15 protein-coding genes are annotated in these 17,006 nt (G+C 72.7%); 11 read left to right on the top strand and 4 right to left on the bottom strand.

Annotation, left to right across the window (positions count from 1 at the left end):
• Window positions 1-38 precede the first annotated feature (38 nt).
• From ACWEPF_RS33850 to ACWEPF_RS33840, 3 genes are read left to right on the top strand one after another with little or no spacing between them, the layout of a single operon-like run.
• Window positions 39-776 (top strand): hypothetical protein, encoded by a 738-nt coding sequence (locus ACWEPF_RS33850; RefSeq protein WP_452175609.1) that lies wholly within the window; start codon window positions 39-41, stop codon window positions 774-776.
• A complete protein-coding gene (locus tag ACWEPF_RS33845) occupies window positions 773-1,606 on the top strand; it encodes an SGNH/GDSL hydrolase family protein (protein ID WP_452175608.1) in 834 nt (277 codons plus the stop codon). The genes ACWEPF_RS33850 and ACWEPF_RS33845 overlap by 4 nt, the downstream gene beginning before the upstream one ends.
• Window positions 1,603-2,247, top strand: a complete 645-nt coding sequence (locus ACWEPF_RS33840) for an NAD(P)-dependent oxidoreductase (RefSeq protein WP_452175607.1) — start codon at window positions 1,603-1,605, stop codon at window positions 2,245-2,247. The genes ACWEPF_RS33845 and ACWEPF_RS33840 overlap by 4 nt, the downstream gene beginning before the upstream one ends.
• A 37-nt stretch (window positions 2,248-2,284) precedes the next feature.
• Here the strand turns inward: ACWEPF_RS33840 and ACWEPF_RS33835 are convergent, their stop codons facing one another.
• Complete coding sequence (locus ACWEPF_RS33835) at window positions 2,285-2,692, bottom strand: hypothetical protein (RefSeq protein WP_345281449.1); 408 nt, start codon at window positions 2,690-2,692, stop codon at window positions 2,285-2,287.
• Between the two features lie 62 nt (window positions 2,693-2,754).
• Complete coding sequence (locus ACWEPF_RS33830) at window positions 2,755-3,063, bottom strand: hypothetical protein (protein WP_452175606.1); 309 nt, start codon at window positions 3,061-3,063, stop codon at window positions 2,755-2,757.
• Between the two features lie 231 nt (window positions 3,064-3,294).
• Between ACWEPF_RS33830 and ACWEPF_RS33825 the strand changes: the two genes are divergently transcribed.
• Window positions 3,295-4,137 (top strand): GntR family transcriptional regulator, encoded by an 843-nt coding sequence (locus ACWEPF_RS33825; protein ID WP_452175605.1) that lies wholly within the window; start codon window positions 3,295-3,297, stop codon window positions 4,135-4,137.
• A gap of 75 nt (window positions 4,138-4,212) precedes the next feature.
• Here the strand turns inward: ACWEPF_RS33825 and ACWEPF_RS33820 are convergent, their stop codons facing one another.
• Window positions 4,213-5,256, bottom strand: a complete 1,044-nt coding sequence (locus tag ACWEPF_RS33820) for a S66 family peptidase (protein WP_452175604.1) — start codon at window positions 5,254-5,256, stop codon at window positions 4,213-4,215.
• Window positions 5,257-5,458: 202 nt separating this feature from the next.
• Here ACWEPF_RS33820 and ACWEPF_RS33815 point away from each other — a divergent pair, with 202 nt between their 5' ends.
• The gene (locus tag ACWEPF_RS33815) at window positions 5,459-7,348 is read left to right on the top strand and encodes a discoidin domain-containing protein (RefSeq protein WP_452175603.1); all 1,890 of its coding nucleotides are present in this window, start codon (window positions 5,459-5,461) and stop codon (window positions 7,346-7,348) included.
• A gap of 100 nt (window positions 7,349-7,448) precedes the next feature.
• On the opposite strand, the gene ACWEPF_RS33810 is transcribed toward ACWEPF_RS33815, so the two are convergent.
• Entirely contained in the window at window positions 7,449-8,066 is a 618-nt protein-coding gene (locus ACWEPF_RS33810) for a HEAT repeat domain-containing protein (RefSeq protein ID WP_452175602.1), read from the bottom strand.
• 417 nt (window positions 8,067-8,483) lie between these two features.
• Between ACWEPF_RS33810 and ACWEPF_RS33805 the strand changes: the two genes are divergently transcribed.
• The 6 genes from ACWEPF_RS33805 to ACWEPF_RS33780 all read left to right on the top strand — a co-directional run bounded on the left by ACWEPF_RS33805 (window position 8,484) and on the right by ACWEPF_RS33780 (window position 16,896).
• Window positions 8,484-10,307, top strand: coding sequence for a phosphodiester glycosidase family protein (locus tag ACWEPF_RS33805; RefSeq protein WP_452175601.1), 1,824 nt, complete (start codon window positions 8,484-8,486; stop codon window positions 10,305-10,307).
• Between the two features lie 344 nt (window positions 10,308-10,651).
• Window positions 10,652-12,955, top strand: a complete 2,304-nt coding sequence (locus tag ACWEPF_RS33800) for a collagenase (protein WP_452175600.1) — start codon at window positions 10,652-10,654, stop codon at window positions 12,953-12,955.
• A gap of 183 nt (window positions 12,956-13,138) precedes the next feature.
• Window positions 13,139-13,942, top strand: coding sequence for an acetylglutamate kinase (argB, locus tag ACWEPF_RS33795; RefSeq protein WP_380149772.1), 804 nt, complete (start codon window positions 13,139-13,141; stop codon window positions 13,940-13,942).
• 115 nt (window positions 13,943-14,057) lie between these two features.
• Window positions 14,058-15,389, top strand: a complete 1,332-nt coding sequence (locus ACWEPF_RS33790; RefSeq protein ID WP_452175625.1) for a lysine N(6)-hydroxylase/L-ornithine N(5)-oxygenase family protein — start codon at window positions 14,058-14,060, stop codon at window positions 15,387-15,389.
• Window positions 15,390-15,615: 226 nt separating this feature from the next.
• A complete protein-coding gene (locus ACWEPF_RS33785) occupies window positions 15,616-15,849 on the top strand; it encodes a phosphopantetheine-binding protein (protein WP_449797170.1) in 234 nt (77 codons plus the stop codon).
• A 57-nt stretch (window positions 15,850-15,906) separates the two neighbouring features.
• Window positions 15,907-16,896, top strand: coding sequence for an ABC transporter substrate-binding protein (locus ACWEPF_RS33780; RefSeq protein ID WP_452175599.1), 990 nt, complete (start codon window positions 15,907-15,909; stop codon window positions 16,894-16,896).
• Window positions 16,897-17,006 lie beyond the last annotated feature (110 nt).

Here is a 17,006-nt window from a genome sequence, read left to right as displayed (position 1 = left end):
ACGATTCTCTGCTGTGAACGATTCACCTGGGGGAACTGATGTCCGTTCAGTCCGAGACCCGCCCCGGCCCCGAGCCGGTCGACGGGTCGGCCGGGAGGACCCGCGAGGGGCAGGGCGGGCCGCCGCCCGGGATCCTGGCCGTGGTCTTCACCGCGCTCTTCGTCGCCGGGCTGGTGCTCGGCACCCTGCTGGCCGGCGGCGACACCTTCCCCTCCCCGTTCGGGGACGCGGAGGGGACGGTGGCCTACTTCCGGGAGCACGGCCGGGCGGTCCAGGTGATGGGCGCCCTCCAGGTCGCCGCCGCCGTCCCGCTGGCCGTCTACGCCGCCACCGTCTCCGCCCGCCTCCACCGCCTCGGCGTCCGCGCTCCCGGCGCGACCATCGCCCTGGCCGGCGGCGTCCTCGCCTCGGCCTTCCTCACCCTCTCCGGCCTGACGCTCTGGGTGCTCTCCCGCCCCGAACTCGGCGAGGCGCCCGCCCTGATCAGGGCGCTGCACCAGGCGGCCTTCGCCGCCGGCGGCCCGGCCCACGTGGCGCCGCTCGGCCTGCTGGTGGCCGGGTTGGCCGTTCCCGGCCTGCTGGCAGGCCTGCTGCCCAGATGGCTCGCGATGGCCGGGCTGGCGATCGCGGGCCTGGCCGAGCTGTCGGTGCTGGTGCTGCTCGCCGACGGTCTGGCCCCGGTGCTGCCCCTGGCCCGGTTCACGGCGCTGGCCTGGCTGGTGGCGGCGGGCTTCCTGCTGCCCTCGCGGCGGATCCGGTCCGGAGGAGCTCGGTGACGGCCGTGAGCGGCAAGGGAGTTGACGTCATGGTGTCGGCCGAGCGGCTGGTGCGGTACCAGCAGCCCGAGCGGGCGCTGCCGTACCTCGGCCGCCCCGGCGCCTCCGTGCTCGCGGCGCTGTTCGGTCTGGAGCTCGCGGACTACGAGGCTCTGCTGGCCCGGTTCGAGCGGCAGGCCAGGGACACCGCAGAGGAGTTGGCGTCCGACCCGGCCTTCGCGGCCAGCGTTGCGGCGCTGCCGTTCCGGCCCGGGCAGCGGGTGCTGGTGCTCGGCGAGAGCACCACCGCCGACCGGCTGTCCTGGTGCGAGATCCTCCGTCATCTCCTGCCCAGGGAAGTGGAGTTGACCAATCTCGCGGTCTCCGGCTGCACCACCACGGAGGCGCTCGGCCGGGCGCCGTGGCTGGCGGCCCGCGCGCCGGACGCGGTGCTCTGCATGCTGGGCGCCAATGACCTGCGGCGCGGCGGGCCCGATGGGGTCCGGCTGGTGAGCGAGGAGGAGACCGGGCGCAACCTGCGGGCGCTGCGCGACTCCCTTCCGCCGGCGCCCTGGTGGTGGATCACCCCGAGCGCGGTGGACGAGGCGCGGATCGCCGCCCACCCGCCGTTTCGCGCGGCCGGGATCAGCTGGCGGACGGAGGATGTCGCCTCGCTCGCCGGGCGGCTGGCCTCCCTCCCCGAGCCGGTGATCGACGTCCGGGCCGTGACCGAGGGCCGGCAGGCGGAGGACGGTCTCCACCTCACCCCGGACGGACAGCGGGCGGTCGCGGTCGCCGTGGTCGAGGCCCTGGCCGGTGCGGGGGCCGTCGGTGCGGGGGCGGAGCGGTGAGGCTGCTGATCGTCGGTGCCACCGGGGGGACGGGTGCCCAGGTGCTGCGCCAGGCCCTGACGGCCGGTCACCAGGTCACCGTGGTCGCCCGGGACCCGTCCCGGCTGCCCGCCGTCGTGGAAGGGGCGGCCCGGGTGGTGACGGGTGACGTGCTGGCCCCGGCGGGCTGGCGCGGAGCGGCGGCGGGGCAGGATGCGGTGGTCTCCTGCCTGGGCGCCACCGAGGGCCGGGGCCCGACCCGGGTGTACTCGCGAGGCACCGCGCACCTGGTCGCGGCCGCACGGGAGCACGGCGTGGGCCGTCTGCTCTGCCTCTCCTCGGCGGGGCTCGACCCGGAGCCGGACGTCCCGTGGTTCCAACGGCTCGTCATCCGGGCCGTGGTGCGGCCGCGTTACCGGAACGCCTACGCCGACATGGCCGCGATGGAGAGCGCGCTGGCGGCCGACGGCGCCGCGCCGGACTGGACCGTCGTCCGCGCCCCGATGCTCACCGACGGCCCGCTGACCGGCCGCTACCGGACGGCCGTCGGCACCCGCCTGGCCCGCCCGGGCCGGATCTCCCGGGCCGACCTCGCCCACTACCTGCTGGCCTCCCTGGCGGACCGGGCGGCCCACCGGGCGGTGGTCGAGATCGGCTACTGACGCTCCGGCAGGTCCGGGGCGGGGAGTCCGGGGAGGTTCAGGAGTGGCCGGTGAGGGTGACGATCGGGGAGTCCCAGTCCGGCCCGTGGTCGACGACGGCGGAGAGCACCACGTCGGTGTGCCTGGTCCAGGAGTCCACCCGCTCCTGGACCTCCTGCTTGCAGGCCTTCTTCACGGTGTCGCCGCCGAGGTAGGTGCCCAGGTGCATGTTGACCACCTTCAGCTCCACGCACCCCTTGGTGGCCTCGACGTAGCCGCGCAGCCGGAATCCGCCGCTCTCCTTGGTGACGGTGAGCCGGGCGATCCCGCCGACCGAGCCGTCCCCGGCGTGGGCGTCCAGCGCGACGCTCTGCTGCGGCAGCAGGCCCCGGGGACCGGCCGCCGAGGCGGCGGCGGGCAGCGCGGCGACGAGCACCGCGGTGACGAGAAGGACGGTCCTGCGCACGGGGTTCTCCCTGGCCGATCGGACGACGACGGTCCCTGCCCAACGCCGCCCGCCCCCACCGGTCACGGCAGTTGGGCCACCCGGGGGACCTCCTCGGCGACGACGAGACTCAACGGGCCGTCCCCGTCCCAGGGTTCGGCCTCCACCCAGACGACGCCGCCGTCCTCGAGGCGCAGGTCGAAGTACGGGTCGAGCTCCATCAGGAAGCCGAACTCCTCGCGCCCGGCCCCGGAGAGCTCCGGCGCGAAGACGGCGGCGCACCGCCAGTCCGTCCCGGTGACGGAGACCTCGACCCGGACCGGGAAGACGCCGAGGCACATCGACGGGTTCGCCCACCACTCCAGGGTCGCGGGGCCCTCGTAGTTGTCCATGCCGGGAGTATGCCGAGGTGGTCCGCCCGGTGTCCCGTGCTTTTCCGACCCCGGGCCTTACCAGTCGGAGAACTGGTCAACGGCGAGTGGCGTAGACCATTCGGCGGGCATCACCCTTGCGGTGCAAGGGGCAGGGATGAGGAGGTCGGGATTTCGTTCTCGAACGTCTGTGCCCGGACGGGCCGAACTGGTAAGTTCCGTGCAGGTCGGCGGCACGAGAGGAGGGGCGCGATGGCGGAGGCGGTGGGCTCGGCGTACAAGCGCACCCGGGTCAGGGACTACCTTCGGGACCTGGTGGAGGCCGGGGCGCCGGGCGATCCGATCCCGTCGGAGCGGGTGCTCTGCGAGCGGCTCGGAGTCTCCCGGCCGACCCTGCGGGCTGCGGTGGACGGGCTGGTGAGCACCGGGCTGATCGTCCGCGAGCACGGCCGGGGCATGTTCGTGGCCCGTGCGAAGATCACCCAGGAGCTGGCGGCCCCCGCCGACCACGGCTTCACCCTGCCCCGGGCGTCGGGCAGTTGGGCCGGTCGGGTGCTGGAGTTCTCCGAGGTCCAGGCGGGTGCCCGGGTCGGCCGCAAGCTCCAGCTGCCGCCGATGGCCGGGATCGTCTACATCGCCCGGCTCCGGCTGGTGGACGGCGAGCCGATGGCCATCGAGCACCTGCACGTCCCGGCCGCGCTGGTGCCCGGGCTGGCTCCGGCGGACATGGAGAGCGGCGACTTTTACGAACTGCTGCGCGGGCGCCACGGGGTGAGGGTGCACCACGCGGTGCAGTCGATCGAGCCGACCGTGGTGAACGAGAAGGAGGCGGGCCTGCTCGGCGTGCCGGTCTTCTCCCCGGCCCTGCAGTTCGAGCGCCTCACCACCGACCGCGAGGGCCGCCCGGTCGAGTACGTCCACTCCGTCTACCGGGGTGACCGCTACCGGATCCTCTCCCACATCGCCCTGGCCGAGGAGGACGCCGCCGCGGCCACCGCCGGCGCCGGGCACCACCCCGGCATCCCGCCGGGTGACCTGGCCACCGCCCCCGTGGGCCAGACGCTCACCACGGGGGACGTGCAGCCGCTGATGTGAGGCGCCGTCACGGAGCCCTCCCGGTACGGCCCGGCCGGGAAGGCTCCGCGGCCGGGCCGTACCGGGCCGGGGCGCTCAGTAGGTGACGGTGATCCGGCGGGCCGGGCCGTCCACCCGGACGGCGCCGCCGACCGGGATGACCAGTTGCGGGTCGGTGTGTCCGAGGTCGACGTCGAACACCACCATGGTGTCGGGCGCGTACTCGGCCATCGCGCGCAGCACGGCCTCGCGCTGCTCCCGCCGGTAGACGGCCTTGGCGGCGGCGTCCAGCGGCTGCTCGAAGGACCAGGCGCGGGCCCGGCCCCAGAGCAGGGCGGGGAAGCGCTGGAGCAGCCCGCGCTCGCCCATGTTCCGCAGGATGTAGTAGATCTCCTGCGCGCGCGGCATGTCCTCGGAGGTCTCCAGGAAGAGCACCTCGCCCTCGTGCTCCTCCAGGGTCCCGATCTCCTTGTCGGCCATCATCAGCCAGGAGAGGATCTCGACGTTGCCGCCCCAGGCGCGGCCCTCGACCACCCGGTCGGCGTTGTGCCACGTCCACCCTTCGACGGGCTCCATCAGCGGCTCCGCGTCGAAGGTGGCCGGGTCGTCCCAGCGGCCCACCACGTCGCCGTACTCCGCGGCGGCGGTGAGCTCGTACGGGCCGGAGCCGAGCAGCGCGGCGCGCAGCGAGGCGGCGGTGAGCGGGTGCAGGGCGCCGGGGCGGCCGAGCTCGACCATCACGCAGGCGCCGTGGTAGGCCACCATGCCCGCGTTGCGCAGGAAGAGCAGCAGGTTGGTGTTGTCGCTGTAGCCGAAGAAGGGCTTGGGGTTGGCGCGCAGCAGGTCGCGGTCGAGGTGGCGCAGCACGGTCAGCTGGTCGTCGCCGCCGATGCTGGCGATCACGGCCTTGATCGAGGGGTCGGCGAAGGCGGCGTGGAGGTCGGCGGCGCGCTCCTCGGCGGTGGCGTCGGTCGCGCGGGTGGTCGGGTACTCGACCGGCTCCAGGCCGAACTCCTCGCGCAGACGGCGCAGTCCGAGCTCGTACGGGAGCGGGAGCAGTCCGGGCAGGCCGGCGGCGGGGGAGAGGATGGCGACCCGGTCTCCGGGGAGCGGCTTGGCGGGGTGGCTGATGTCCGTCATCCGACGATCCTAGGAAACCGGGTACCGGGGCAGGCAAGCGCATTTCGGATGACCGCGAACGAGCCCGAGCAGAAGGCCAGTTGACGGCCCGTCGAACCGGCCGAGCTGACGCGGACTCTTGACGGCCACTTTTCTCAAGCGTTAAATCTCGTCGCGAAGTAAGTGGCCGCACCTCCCACCCCCCACCCTTGGGAGCTCCCCCATGTCCGAGCCGCTCACCCGGCGCTCCGTGCTGCTCGCCGCCACCACCGGAGCCGCCGCCCTGGCCCTGCCCGTCCTCACGCCCGTCTCCGCCGGCGCCGCCGAGCCCGGCGCCGAACCCGGCTGGGACACCGACCGGGCGGCCGCCGCCTACGCGGCCCGTCCCGCCGCCGCGACCAGCTCCGGCAGCGAGGCCCCCCACCTGTCAGCCGCCCAGGCCTTCGACGCCAACCCCACCAGCCGGTTCTCCAGCGAGTTCGCCGACCAGGCCTGGCTGGCCGTTGACCTCGGCGCCGTCCTGCGGATCACCCGGGTGGTGCTGGTCTGGGAGGCCGCCTTCGGCCTGGAGTACGCCGTCGAGGTCTCCCAGGACGGCACGGTCTGGCAGTCGGTCTACACCGAGAACGCCGGCACCGGCGGCACCGTCACCCTCCACACCCACCCGCAGCCCGCGCTCGGCCGGTACGTCCGGATGCGCGGCATCCGGCGGGCCACCCCGTACGGCTACTCGCTGTTCTCGTTCCAGGTCTTCGGCGGCCCGCCCGCCCCGGCCTCCGCCACCACCGCCAACCTGGCGCTGCGTCACCCCGCCTACGGTGACCGGTACCAGGACGCGGGGCACAGCCCGCTGCACGCCTTCGACGGCGGGGTGCCGGACGGCCTGACCGGCGACACCACCCGCTGGTCCAGCGACTGGAGCGACAGCCGCTGGGTCGGCGTGGACCTCGGCGCCACCGCCCGGCTGACCGGCTTCGACCTGTACTGGGAGGCCGCCTACGCGGTGGACTACCGGATCCAGGTCTCCGACGACAACCGCACCTGGCGCACCGTGCACCAGCCCACGGCGGCCGAAGTCGCCGCCCGGGACGCCGACATCGGAACGCCCGGCAGCTCGGCCGGGATCCACGACCGGATCACCCTGCCCGCCGCCGTCACCGGCCGGTACGTGCGGATGCTCGGCGTGAAGCGCCGCCGGTTCTACAGCCCGGCCCCGTACACGGCCCAGTTCGGCTACTCGCTCTACGAGTTCCAGGTCTGGGGCACCGGCGGCTCGGCCGCGGCCGAGTACCCGGTCCAGCCGGGTGAGCGGACCGGCACCTACCGCACCGTACTGTTCGACGACTTCGAGGGCTCCGCGCTGGACCGCGGCCGCTGGCGGGTGGTGGTGACCGGCTCGACCATGGGCTCGGTCAACGGCGAGTCGCAGGCCTACGTGGACGATCCGGGCGTCCTGCGGGTGAGCGGCAGTCAACTCCTCATCACCCCGCGGTACGTGCCGAACGGCCACACCGCCCCCGGTGGCGGCAGCTACCGCTTCACCTCGGGCCGGATCGACACCAGCAGCTCGTTCACGTTCACCTACGGCCGGGTCAGCGCCCGGATGAAGCTCCCGGCCGGGGACGGCCTCTGGCCCGCCTTCTGGCTGCTGGGTGCCGACGTGGACGACCCGGCGGTCTCCTGGCCCGGCTGCGGGGAGACCGACATCATGGAGAACATCGGCTACCCGTCCTGGATCAGCGGCGCCCTGCACGGCCCCGGCTACTCGGCGGACGGCAACATCGGTGCGCTGTACCGCTTCCCGGCCGGGCAGGACGTCACCGGCTGGCACGTCTACGCGGTCGAGTGGACCCCGACGGCGATGCGCTTCTCGGTGGACGGCGTCCGCTACCTGGAGGTCACCCGGCAGAAGACCCAGGCCACCCGGGGCGCCTGGGTCTTCGACCACCCCCAGTACGTGATCCTCAACTTCGCGCTCGGCGGCGCCTATCCGGCGGGCTGGAACAAGGTGACCACCCCGTTCTGGGGCCTGCCGCAGTCCAGCGTGGACCAGGTGGCGGGGGGCGGTGCGGTGCTCGCGGTGGACTGGGTGCGGGTGGAGCAGCTGGTCTGAACCGACGGTGGTGCCCGGCCCCTGCGGCCGGGTACCACCGTGCGGTCAGGGCTCCCGGCGACCCGTCAGACCGGCGGGCACACCCGGACGACCGGGCCGCCTACAGCGGCCGGTAGTCCTGGTAGCGTCCGGCCAGCGAGTCCTGCGCGGCCCGGGCCACGCCCGCGTGGGGGTCGCCCGCGCAGGCCGTCAGGAAGTCCCGCACTCGTTCGCCGGACCAGTCCACTGCCGCCACCGCAGGCCAGAAACGCACTGCCGACCCCGGCGGCAGCGGTGCGAGGAAGTCCAGCACCTCTTCGACGGTCTCGTGCCGAAGCGGTGGCCGGACCGTCGCCAGCGCCCGGAGCGCACCCTCGACGAGCAGCGGGGTCCCGCTGCCCAGGCACCGGCGCAGCTCCTCGTCCTCCGCCCCGCGGTCCAGACCCAGGCGCGTCAGCGCGTCGCCGATGGCGGTGTACACCATCGTCGCCTCGAACGGCCTCGCGGCGAGTTCGGCGAGGAACCCGGCCGCCGGTTGGTGGCGGCAAGCACCGACCGCCATCACCAGCTGATACTGGGTCTCCCAGGTCCGCGGGTCATCGAGTTCACGTCGAAGCGCTGCGAAGACGGCCTCGCCCGCCGCCGGTTCGGCCAGCCGCCGCAGCCGTAGTGCGGCTGCGCGTCGCTTGCCCGATTGCCGGTGCTCCAACTGCTTGATCGCTTCATCCAGGGTCAGCACCCCATCATGCTCCGGCAACGCCGCGCATTGTGCCAACAGGGTCCGACCCCCGGCGGCGGCCCGGGAGGCCGACCGGTACGGCGCCGCGCGGGCGACGGCCTGGAACCACCCGCACCCGCAGCTCACCACCCGCTCTGCCTGGACCGACCACGACCATGAACTTCCCCTCATCGAAGGAGCGCTGATCCGCCTTCAGGTCGACCACGTGCCGGGCGGAGGAGACGCACTGCCGCTCCGGCCGCAGTCCTCCACCACCGGCATGACCGGCACCGAGGCGGATCTGCGCCGACGGGTGTTCCTGGAGCATCGGCCAACGCGGGAGGGCGGGCGGAGGTGATCGTGGGAAGATCATCGGCGGTTGCGGACGAGGTGGTCCGGTCCGGTCCTTCTGCTGTCGTACGAACCACGAGGGTGAACATGCGCAAGATCCGCTCCCTGCTTCCGGCGCTCCTGGTGCTGGGCATGGTGCCCGTCGCGGTGCCGTCGAGCTCGTTCGCCGTCGGGACCCCGCCGGTCTCCCCGCCGCCGGGTCAGATGCCGGTCGGTCCGTACGATCCGGCCGACCCGCGGACGTGGACGGTGGCGTGGCCGAAGGACGGGCCGCAGCAGATCGCGGACGGGATCAGCTACCGGACGTACAGTCAGGGCTTCGCCTCGGGTGCGCCGTTCGGGGATGCCGCCGGCGATCACTGGAGTCTGTCGGTCCGTTACCAGCCGGAGGGGACCGAGGTCCTGAAGACCCGGAAGGCGGATGCGGACGCGCTGGTGGCCAAGCTCGTCCAGGACGTGCCCGCGCTGGTTGGGCTGGTGCGCGCCGTGCCGGTCTCCGCCCCCACGGTCGCGGACGGCTGGGCCGGGGACGTCCCGGCGGCCGACGCGCCCGTGGCCTGGGCCGTCCGGGTCGGGAGCTTCGGGTCGAAGGCCGAGGCCGCCGCCTTCCAGGACGGGGGGAAGCTGGGGTACGTCCTGAAGGACGGTCAGCCGGTCGTCGTGGACGGCAAGCCGGTGCGCTACACGGCCCGGGTGCTCTACGACGCCCTGGACGGGCGTCCGACGACCGGGCCGTGGTCGGTCCGGGTGGTGACCGTCGATCCGGCGAAGTACGACGTCCAGAGCACGTTCGGCGGGACGATGGCCAATCCGAACTCGGTGCGGGACATGGTCAGGGCGAGCGGCGCCGTGGTCGGGATCAACGCCTCCGAGGGCGTGCCGGGGAAGTACCAGCCGGGGGTGCCGGCACCGGACACCTACACCGGGGACGTCCAGGGGGTCCTGGTGCGGAACAACCGGATCGACAGCGAGGCCAACAACGGCCGCAGCGCCTTGGTGCTGAACGGCAGGAACCCGGCGAACCAGGCCGGTCCGATCGTCCCCGCCCGGATCGGGGAGGTCAGTACCACGGTCAAGGTGACCGCGACCGACCCCGTCACCGGGCAGCCGGACCCGCGCAGGGTCTTCGGTGTCAACCGCCCTGCGGGCTACGTCATCGGCTGCGGCTTCGAGAGCGCGAAGCCCGAGGAGGCGGCACCGCGCCGCAACTTCCCCTGCACCAACCCGGACGACCTCACGGTCATCAGGCCGGAGTGGGGCACCCAGGTGCCGGCGGTCTCGCCGGACCTCGGGGCGGAGCCCTTCGAGCTGCTGCTCAGTTCCGGCTGGGTGGTCCAAGGGGTGCACCAGCCCGGGGTCCCGGTCCCGGCCGGGAAGCTCGTACTGCAGGGCATCGGCGCCGGCAGGGACTGGCTGATGAAGTACCAGGCGACGGGAACGGTGCTCAAGCCGTCCGCCGACATCCTGGACACCCCGACCGGGAAGTCCATCACCAGCGGCGAGTTGGGGGTGGTCGCCGGAGGGTGCGGGCCGTCCCTGCTGCGGGACGGTCAGCCCTACCTCAACGTCAGGGCCAACGGGCTGGTCGCGGCGAACGGCAGGCCCAACAACGGATCGGCCGAGCGGCATCCCCGGACCCTGGTCGGCGTCACGGCCGACGGCAAGATCCAGATGGTCACCGTGGACGGCCGGGACCCGAGCGCCAGCGTGGGCATGACCTTCCTGGAGACGGCCCACCTGATGCGGTGGCTCGGTGCCGAGCAGGCCCTCTCGATGGGCTGCGGCGGTGACACCGGCCTGGTGGTGAACGGCGTCCTCCAGAACAACCCGATGGACGACTGGGGCACCCCGGACCGGAGCTCCCCGTACGAGCGCCGACTGCCGAACGCGCTGGTGGCGGTCAAGAGGTAGGCGGGGACGCGCCCGCCCGCGCCGCGAGGGCGGCGGATCCGGCCACGGGGCACGGTGTGTGAGCGACCGTCAGCGTTGCGGTCGGCCGGGGCCGGCCGTCGTCGAACGCACGGAACCGCACGGGATCCGAAGCGGGGAGAGCCGTCGAGCACCGGATCCGAACAGGATCGCGCACAGGTGGCCGAAATCCGTGTTCCGGTGGGGTGTGACATGTGCCATGGTATGGGGCATTCCCCACCGTGTTCGTACCGGAGGCCGACGGGCCACCGGTGCTTCGCCGGTCCGCTACCCCGCACCGGCCGCACCCCACTGCGCGGCCGATGAGCACACCGGAGCACCCCCACGTGAGCACCTCACGCCCTTGGCGACTCCCGCAGTCGGCAAGGCTCCTGACGATCACCCTGATCCTGTTGCTGGCCGTCGGCCTGTCCGCTCCCACCGGGCGGGCCGCGGCCCCCGCCCCCATCGGGTCCGCCGCCGTCGCACCGGACGGTCGGGCCGAGACCCCCATGCCCGGCCCGGCCACCGCCACCCCGCCCACCGTGCAGGGCGAGGCGGCCCGGGACGAACCCCTGGCGCCGGACAGCCTGGCACCGGTCCAACTCGCCCCGCGGCGGCCGGAGCCGGCCGCCGCCAAGGGGTCCGGTGCCGCGGCGGCGGACGCGGAGGCCGCCGCCTGCACCGTCTCCGACTTCACCGGCCGGACCGGGGCCGCCCTGGTCGAGAAGGTCAAGGCGGTGGACTTCTGGTGCATCAACGGCCTGTTCGTGCTGCCGGCCGCCGAGGGCAGGCTGGTCTTCGGCGAGCCGCAGATGACCGCCGTGGCCAACGCGGCGGCCGAGGCCGCCACCGCCTACCGGGGTGACAACGGCGGGCGCATCGTCCAGCTGATGTACTACCTCCAGGCCGGCTACTTCTGGCAGTCCACCAACACCGCCGCGCAGGGCCCCTACAGCCCCGCCCTGCGGACCGCCGTCCGGGCGGCGGTGGACGCCTTCTTCGCCAACCCCCGCTCGGGGGACGTCACTTCGGCCAACGCCGATCCGCTCACCCGGGCCGCCGTCCTGCTGGACTGCCTGCGGGAGAGCACCCGCTACCTGCCGATCGTCAAGCGGCTGCTGAACGCCTACGACAGCGCCACCTGGGACCGGCAGAACCTGGCCTGGGCGGTGAACCCGGTCTTCACCCTGCTCTACACCGGCCACTCCCAGCCCGGCTTCGTGGACGCCGTCCGCGCCGACCGGGGCGTGCTGGACGCACTGTACGGCTTCACCCTGCGCAACCAGGCGCTGCTCAGCGGTCCCGACCGCCGGGTGTTCTGGCACTCCGTCAACGAGCTCGGCCGCTTCGTCGCCCACCCCGACTTCCGGCCCCGGCTCCAGCCGATGCTGCGCACCCTGCTGGACCGCTCCTCGGTCACCGGCGACACCCGCTACCAGCGCGCCGCCGTGGTCGCCTCGATCCGCTACTCCGACCCGGAGAACTGCGGCTACTACGGCACCTGCGAGGAACCCGAGCGGCTCAAGGCGGCCAACCTGACCGTCTCCCACGCCTGCGGTCCGAGCATCACCATCCGGGCCCAGGCGGCCACCACCGCCCAACTGGCCGGTGCCTGCGCCAGCCTGACGGGCCAGGACGCCTTCTTCCACGCCATCGCGCGGGACAAGGGCCCGGTGGCGAACGACCTCAACTCCCGGATGGAGGTCGTGATCTTCGACACCTCCTGGGAGTACACCACCCTGGCGGCGGCGATCTACGGGATCAAGACCGACAACGGCGGGATGTACCTGGAGGGCGATCCGGCCAGGGTCGGGAACGACGCGCGCTTCGTGGCCTACGAGGCCGAGTGGCGCCCGCAGTGGGAGGTGTGGAACCTCAACCACGAGTACACCCACTACCTCGACGCCCGCTACGACATGTACGGCACCTTCGAGGAGGGCAGCGTCACCCCCACCGTCTGGTGGACCGAGGGCCTCGCCGAGTACATCGCCACCTCCTACCTGAAGCAGGTCAACCAGGCCGCGATCACGCTGGCCGCCGGCCGGCACGACTACCGCCTCAGCGAGCTCTTCGACACCACGTACGCCAACACCACCCAGGACCGCACCTACCGGTGGGGCTACCTGGCGGTCCGTTACATGCTGGAGCAGCACCGGGCGGACGCGGACGCGGTGCTGGCGAAGTACCGCGCCGGTGACTGGGAAGGCGCCCGCACCCTGCTGAAGACCACCATCGGCACCCGCTACGACGCCGACTTCGACCAGTGGCTGAACCGCTGCGCCGCCGGTGCCTGCGCCGTGGTGCCGACCGGCCCCGTACTGGCGGAGTGCGGCGGCGACCGGCGGCAGCTGGGCGCGAACTGCGCCCGGACCGACGTCTGGGCCACCACCGGGAACTACGCGCACTTCTTCGTCCTGGTCCCGGCCGGCACCAGGCAGCTGCGGGTGACCGCCGGCGGCGGCACCGGCAACGGAGACCTGCGCTACAACCCCTACGGCTGGGCCTATGACAACGCCTACGTGACGGCTTCGGCCGGGCCGGACAACGCGGAGACCCTGACCGTCACCGACCCGCCGGCCGGCTACGTGTTCTTCAGCCTGCAGGCGCGGCAGGGCTTCGCGGGGGTGACCGTCTCGGCCGACTTCTGAGCCCCGCGCGACACGTACGACCCCGGTGCCCCGGCGCTCCGCTTCGGCGGTCCGCCGGGGCACCGGCCGTTCCGGCCCCGGGGGAGGGGCGCTGACGCGTGGTCAGGGCGGTCGGGGTGGTGACGGATGCCCCGAGAAGACAGTAAGGTAAACCTTACCTAAGTCTTTTCGAAGGGGAGTCCGTTGGCCAGCCGGATCGTGGTGGTGAAGTTCGGTGGGAACGCCATGGTGGACGAGGAGTTGAAGGCGGCCTTCGCCCGGGACGTGGTCGCCCTGCATCGGGCGGGGGTGCATCCGGTCGTGGTGCACGGGGGCGGGCCGCAGATCAGCTCCCAACTGGACCGGCTGGGGTTGGAGTCGAGCTTCACGGCGGGGCTTCGGGTGACCACGCCGGAGACGATGGACGTGGTGCGGATGGTGCTGGCCGGCCAGGTGCAGCGGGAGCTGGTGGGGCTGTTGAACCGGCACGGGCCGCTGGCGGTGGGGCTGACGGGGGAGGACGCGCACACCATGACGGCGGTGAAGCGGTACGCCGAGGTGGACGGAGAGCAGGTGGACATCGGGCTGGTGGGCGACGTGGTGAGCGTCGAGGCCGGTGCGGTGCGGGCGCTGATCGCCGACGGCCGGATTCCGGTGATCTCCTCGATCGCCCGTGGGGCGGACGGCCACGTCTACAACGTCAACGCCGACACCGCCGCCTCGGCGATGGCCGTGGCGCTGGGCGCCGAGGTGCTGGTGATGCTCACGGACGTGCCGGGGCTGTATGCGAACTGGCCCGAATCCGTCGAGGTGATAGGGGAGTTGACCGCCGGTCAGCTGGAAGGGCTGCTGCCCTCGCTGGCCGGGGGGATGCTGCCCAAGATGGAGGCCTGCCTGCGGGCGGTGCGCTCCGGGGTGGGTGCGGCCCAGGTGCTGGACGGGCGGGTGCACCACAGCCTGCTGGCGGCGCTGGGCGGCTCGGGTGCGGGGACCACGGTCCTTCCTTAGTTGGTGCACATACCGAATTTGACTCTCGATCAGTCATGCGAGAGGTTGATTAGGTAAGCCTTACCTAATCAATCAACTCCTCTCTGACTCCAACGGAAGGAACACGATGTCGCGTCTGCGCGAGACCAGCCCGGGGCAGGACGCCGGTGCCGAGGACCTGATAGGCATCGGCTTCGGCCCCGCGAACCTGGCGCTGGCCATCGCCGTCGATGCGCACAACGAGCGGAACCCGCAGGAGACGCTCTCCGCCCGCTTCGTGGAGCGGCAGGACCGCTTCGGCTGGCACCGGGGCATGCTGCTGGAGGGCGCCACCATGCAGGTCGCCTTCCTCAAGGACCTGGTCACGATGCGGGACCCGCGCAGCCGGTTCAGCTTCCTCTGCTACCTCCAGGAGCGGGACCGGCTGGCCGACTTCATCAACCAGAAGTCCTTCTACCCGACCCGCCTCGAGTTCCACGACTACCTGGAGTGGTGCGCCGCGGAGTTCACCGACGCGGTGGACTACGGCCGCAGCGCGGTCCAGGTCCGGCCGGTGGTCGAGGCGGGCCGCACGGTGGCGGTGGAGGTCGTGACCGAGGCCGCGGCGGGCGGGGCGGAACGGCGGACGCACCGGGCGCGGAACCTGTCGGTCGGGACCGGCCTCACGCCGTGCCTGCCGGCCGGCGTCACGGCGGGGGAGCGGGTCTGGCACACGCGTGACCTGCTCCACCGCGCACCGGAGCTGACGGAGCTGAAGCACCGCAGGTTCACCGTCGTCGGGGCCGGGCAGTCCGCCGCCGAGGCGGTGGAGTACCTGCACCGCGCCTTCCCCGAGGCCGAGGTCTGCGCGGTCTTCTCGCGCTACGGCTACAGCCCCGCCGACGACAGCCCCTTCGCCAACCGGATCTTCGACCCCGAGGCCGTGGACCACTACTACGGCGCGCCGGAGCCGGTGAAGCAGCAGTTGCTCGACCTGCACGCCAACACCAACTACTCGGTGGTGGACGGTGATCTGATCGAGCAGCTGTACCGCACGGTGTACCAGGAGAAGGTGGCCGGCCAGGAGCGCCTGCGGATGCTCAATACCACCCGCCTGGTCGGTGTCGAGGAAGTGGCGGACGGGGCCCGCGCCCAGGTGCGGAACCTCGCCACGGGCGAGGAGTACGGCCTCGACTCGGACGCGGTGGTGCTCGCCACCGGGTACGCCCACGTCGACCCGCGTGAGCTGCTCGGCGAGCTGGCGGCCGACTGCCTGGTGGACGGGGGAGGGCGCCTGCGGGTCGACCGCGACCACCGGGTGCTCACCGCCGAGCACGTGGAGGTCGGGATCTACCTCCAGGGCGGCACCGAGCACACCCACGGGATCACGTCGTCGCTGCTGTCGACGCTGGCGGTCCGCTCCGGTGAGATCAGCGACTCGCTGCTGCTGCGGCGCACCGCCGCGCGGCTGCGCACGAGCGTCGGATAGCGGTGCGCCCGCAGGGGCGCGAGGCCCTGCTGACGTGCGGCTCCGCCGCGCGGGCGCGCAGCGGAAGAAGGTGGCCCGATCGCCGGGTGCGGAGAGCCACTTGCAAGTGAACGCCCGTACCCGGCAACCGGGGCATGCCTTGCTGCTGCGCGCCCGCGCGGCGGAGCCGCACATCAGCAGAGCCTCGCGCCCCTGGGGTGACCACTACCAACGAACGGACTGCGCGATGCCTGGACTCGATCTGGAGAGCCTGCGGGCCGATCTCGCCGAGGTGCTCGGCGAGGAGCCGGAGGCGATCGGGGACGAGGACGACCTGCGGGACCTCGGGCTGGACTCGATCCGGCTGATGAGCCTGGTGGAGACCTGGCGCACCCGCGGGGCCACCCTCGGCTTCGCCGACCTGGTCGAACTCTCCCCCACCCCCACCCTGGCCGGCTGGGCCGCCGCCCTCGCGCCCTGACCCGCCGTCAGCACTGCACAGCACAGAACTTCGCACCTCCCCCCTTCTAGGAGAACCATGAACACCCGTGTCCTGACCAGCCGCAGAATCGCCGCCGCCGCCACGGCCGCCGCGGTGCTCTCGCTGGCCGCCTGCGGCTCCGACGCCGCCAAGGACGCGAGCACCTCCGGCGACGCCAAGGCCTCCGCCGCTGCTCCGAAGACCGTCCAGGCCACCAACGGCACGATCACCGTCCCGGCGAAGGTCGAGCGGATCGTCACCGTCTCGTACGCCACCGGCGCGCTGCTCGACCTCGGCGTCCAGCCGGTCGGCACCTCGACCCTGGACGAGAACAACCCGGTCGAGCTGCTGCCGACCCAGAAGGAGGCGGCGGCGAAGATCGAGCCGATCGGCTCCGGTGTCGAGCTCAACATCGAGAAGATCGCCTCGCTCCGCCCCGACCTGATCGTGGTGGAGGGCGCCAGCGCCTTCGACTGGGGCATCAAGAAGCTGGAGGGCCTCGGCGCCCCGGTGCTCTACTTCGCCGTGGACAAGCCGGTCGACCTGCTGAACGCGCAGGAGAAGATCGCCACCGCTGTGGGCAAGGAGGCCGAGTTCAAGAAGCTGAAGTCGGACTACGAGGCCAAGGCCGCCAAGCTCAAGGCCGACTACGCGGGCAAGCTCAACTCGGTGAAGTGGACCATCGCCTCCTCCTACGGCGGCGGCGAGTTCCTGGTCGACACCAAGACCAGCTGGGTCGGCCGGGTGCTGGCCGACGCGGGCGCCCAGTTCTCCACCGCCTCGGCGGACGACAAGGAGCACGAGGTCACCTACTCGACCGAGAAGCTGGACGTGCTCGGCGACGCGGACGTCATCCTGGTGCCCAAGACCGTGGCCACCGGCCAGGTGCCGCAGGACACCAAGGACCTGGAGAAGCAGCCCTCCTGGCAGAACCTCAAGGCCGTCAAGGCCGGGAAGGTCGTGCCGGTCGGCTACGCCACCACGGACCGCTACGGCACCTCGATCGACGTGCTGAACCAGATCGAGACCGTCCTCAAGGGCCTCTAGCCCTCCGCGAGACCCCGGGCGGCCGCCGAGCAGTGGCGGCCCCGACCCTCGCCCTCCCCCTCGCCGGAGCGGTCGTCCTCCTCGCCCTCGCCTCCACCGCTCTCCCAGGG

The organism is Kitasatospora sp. NPDC004289, from assembly GCF_053602875.1.
Note: the sequence above shows the minus strand (reverse complement) of the source record. Positions and strands in the feature narration are given on the sequence as shown.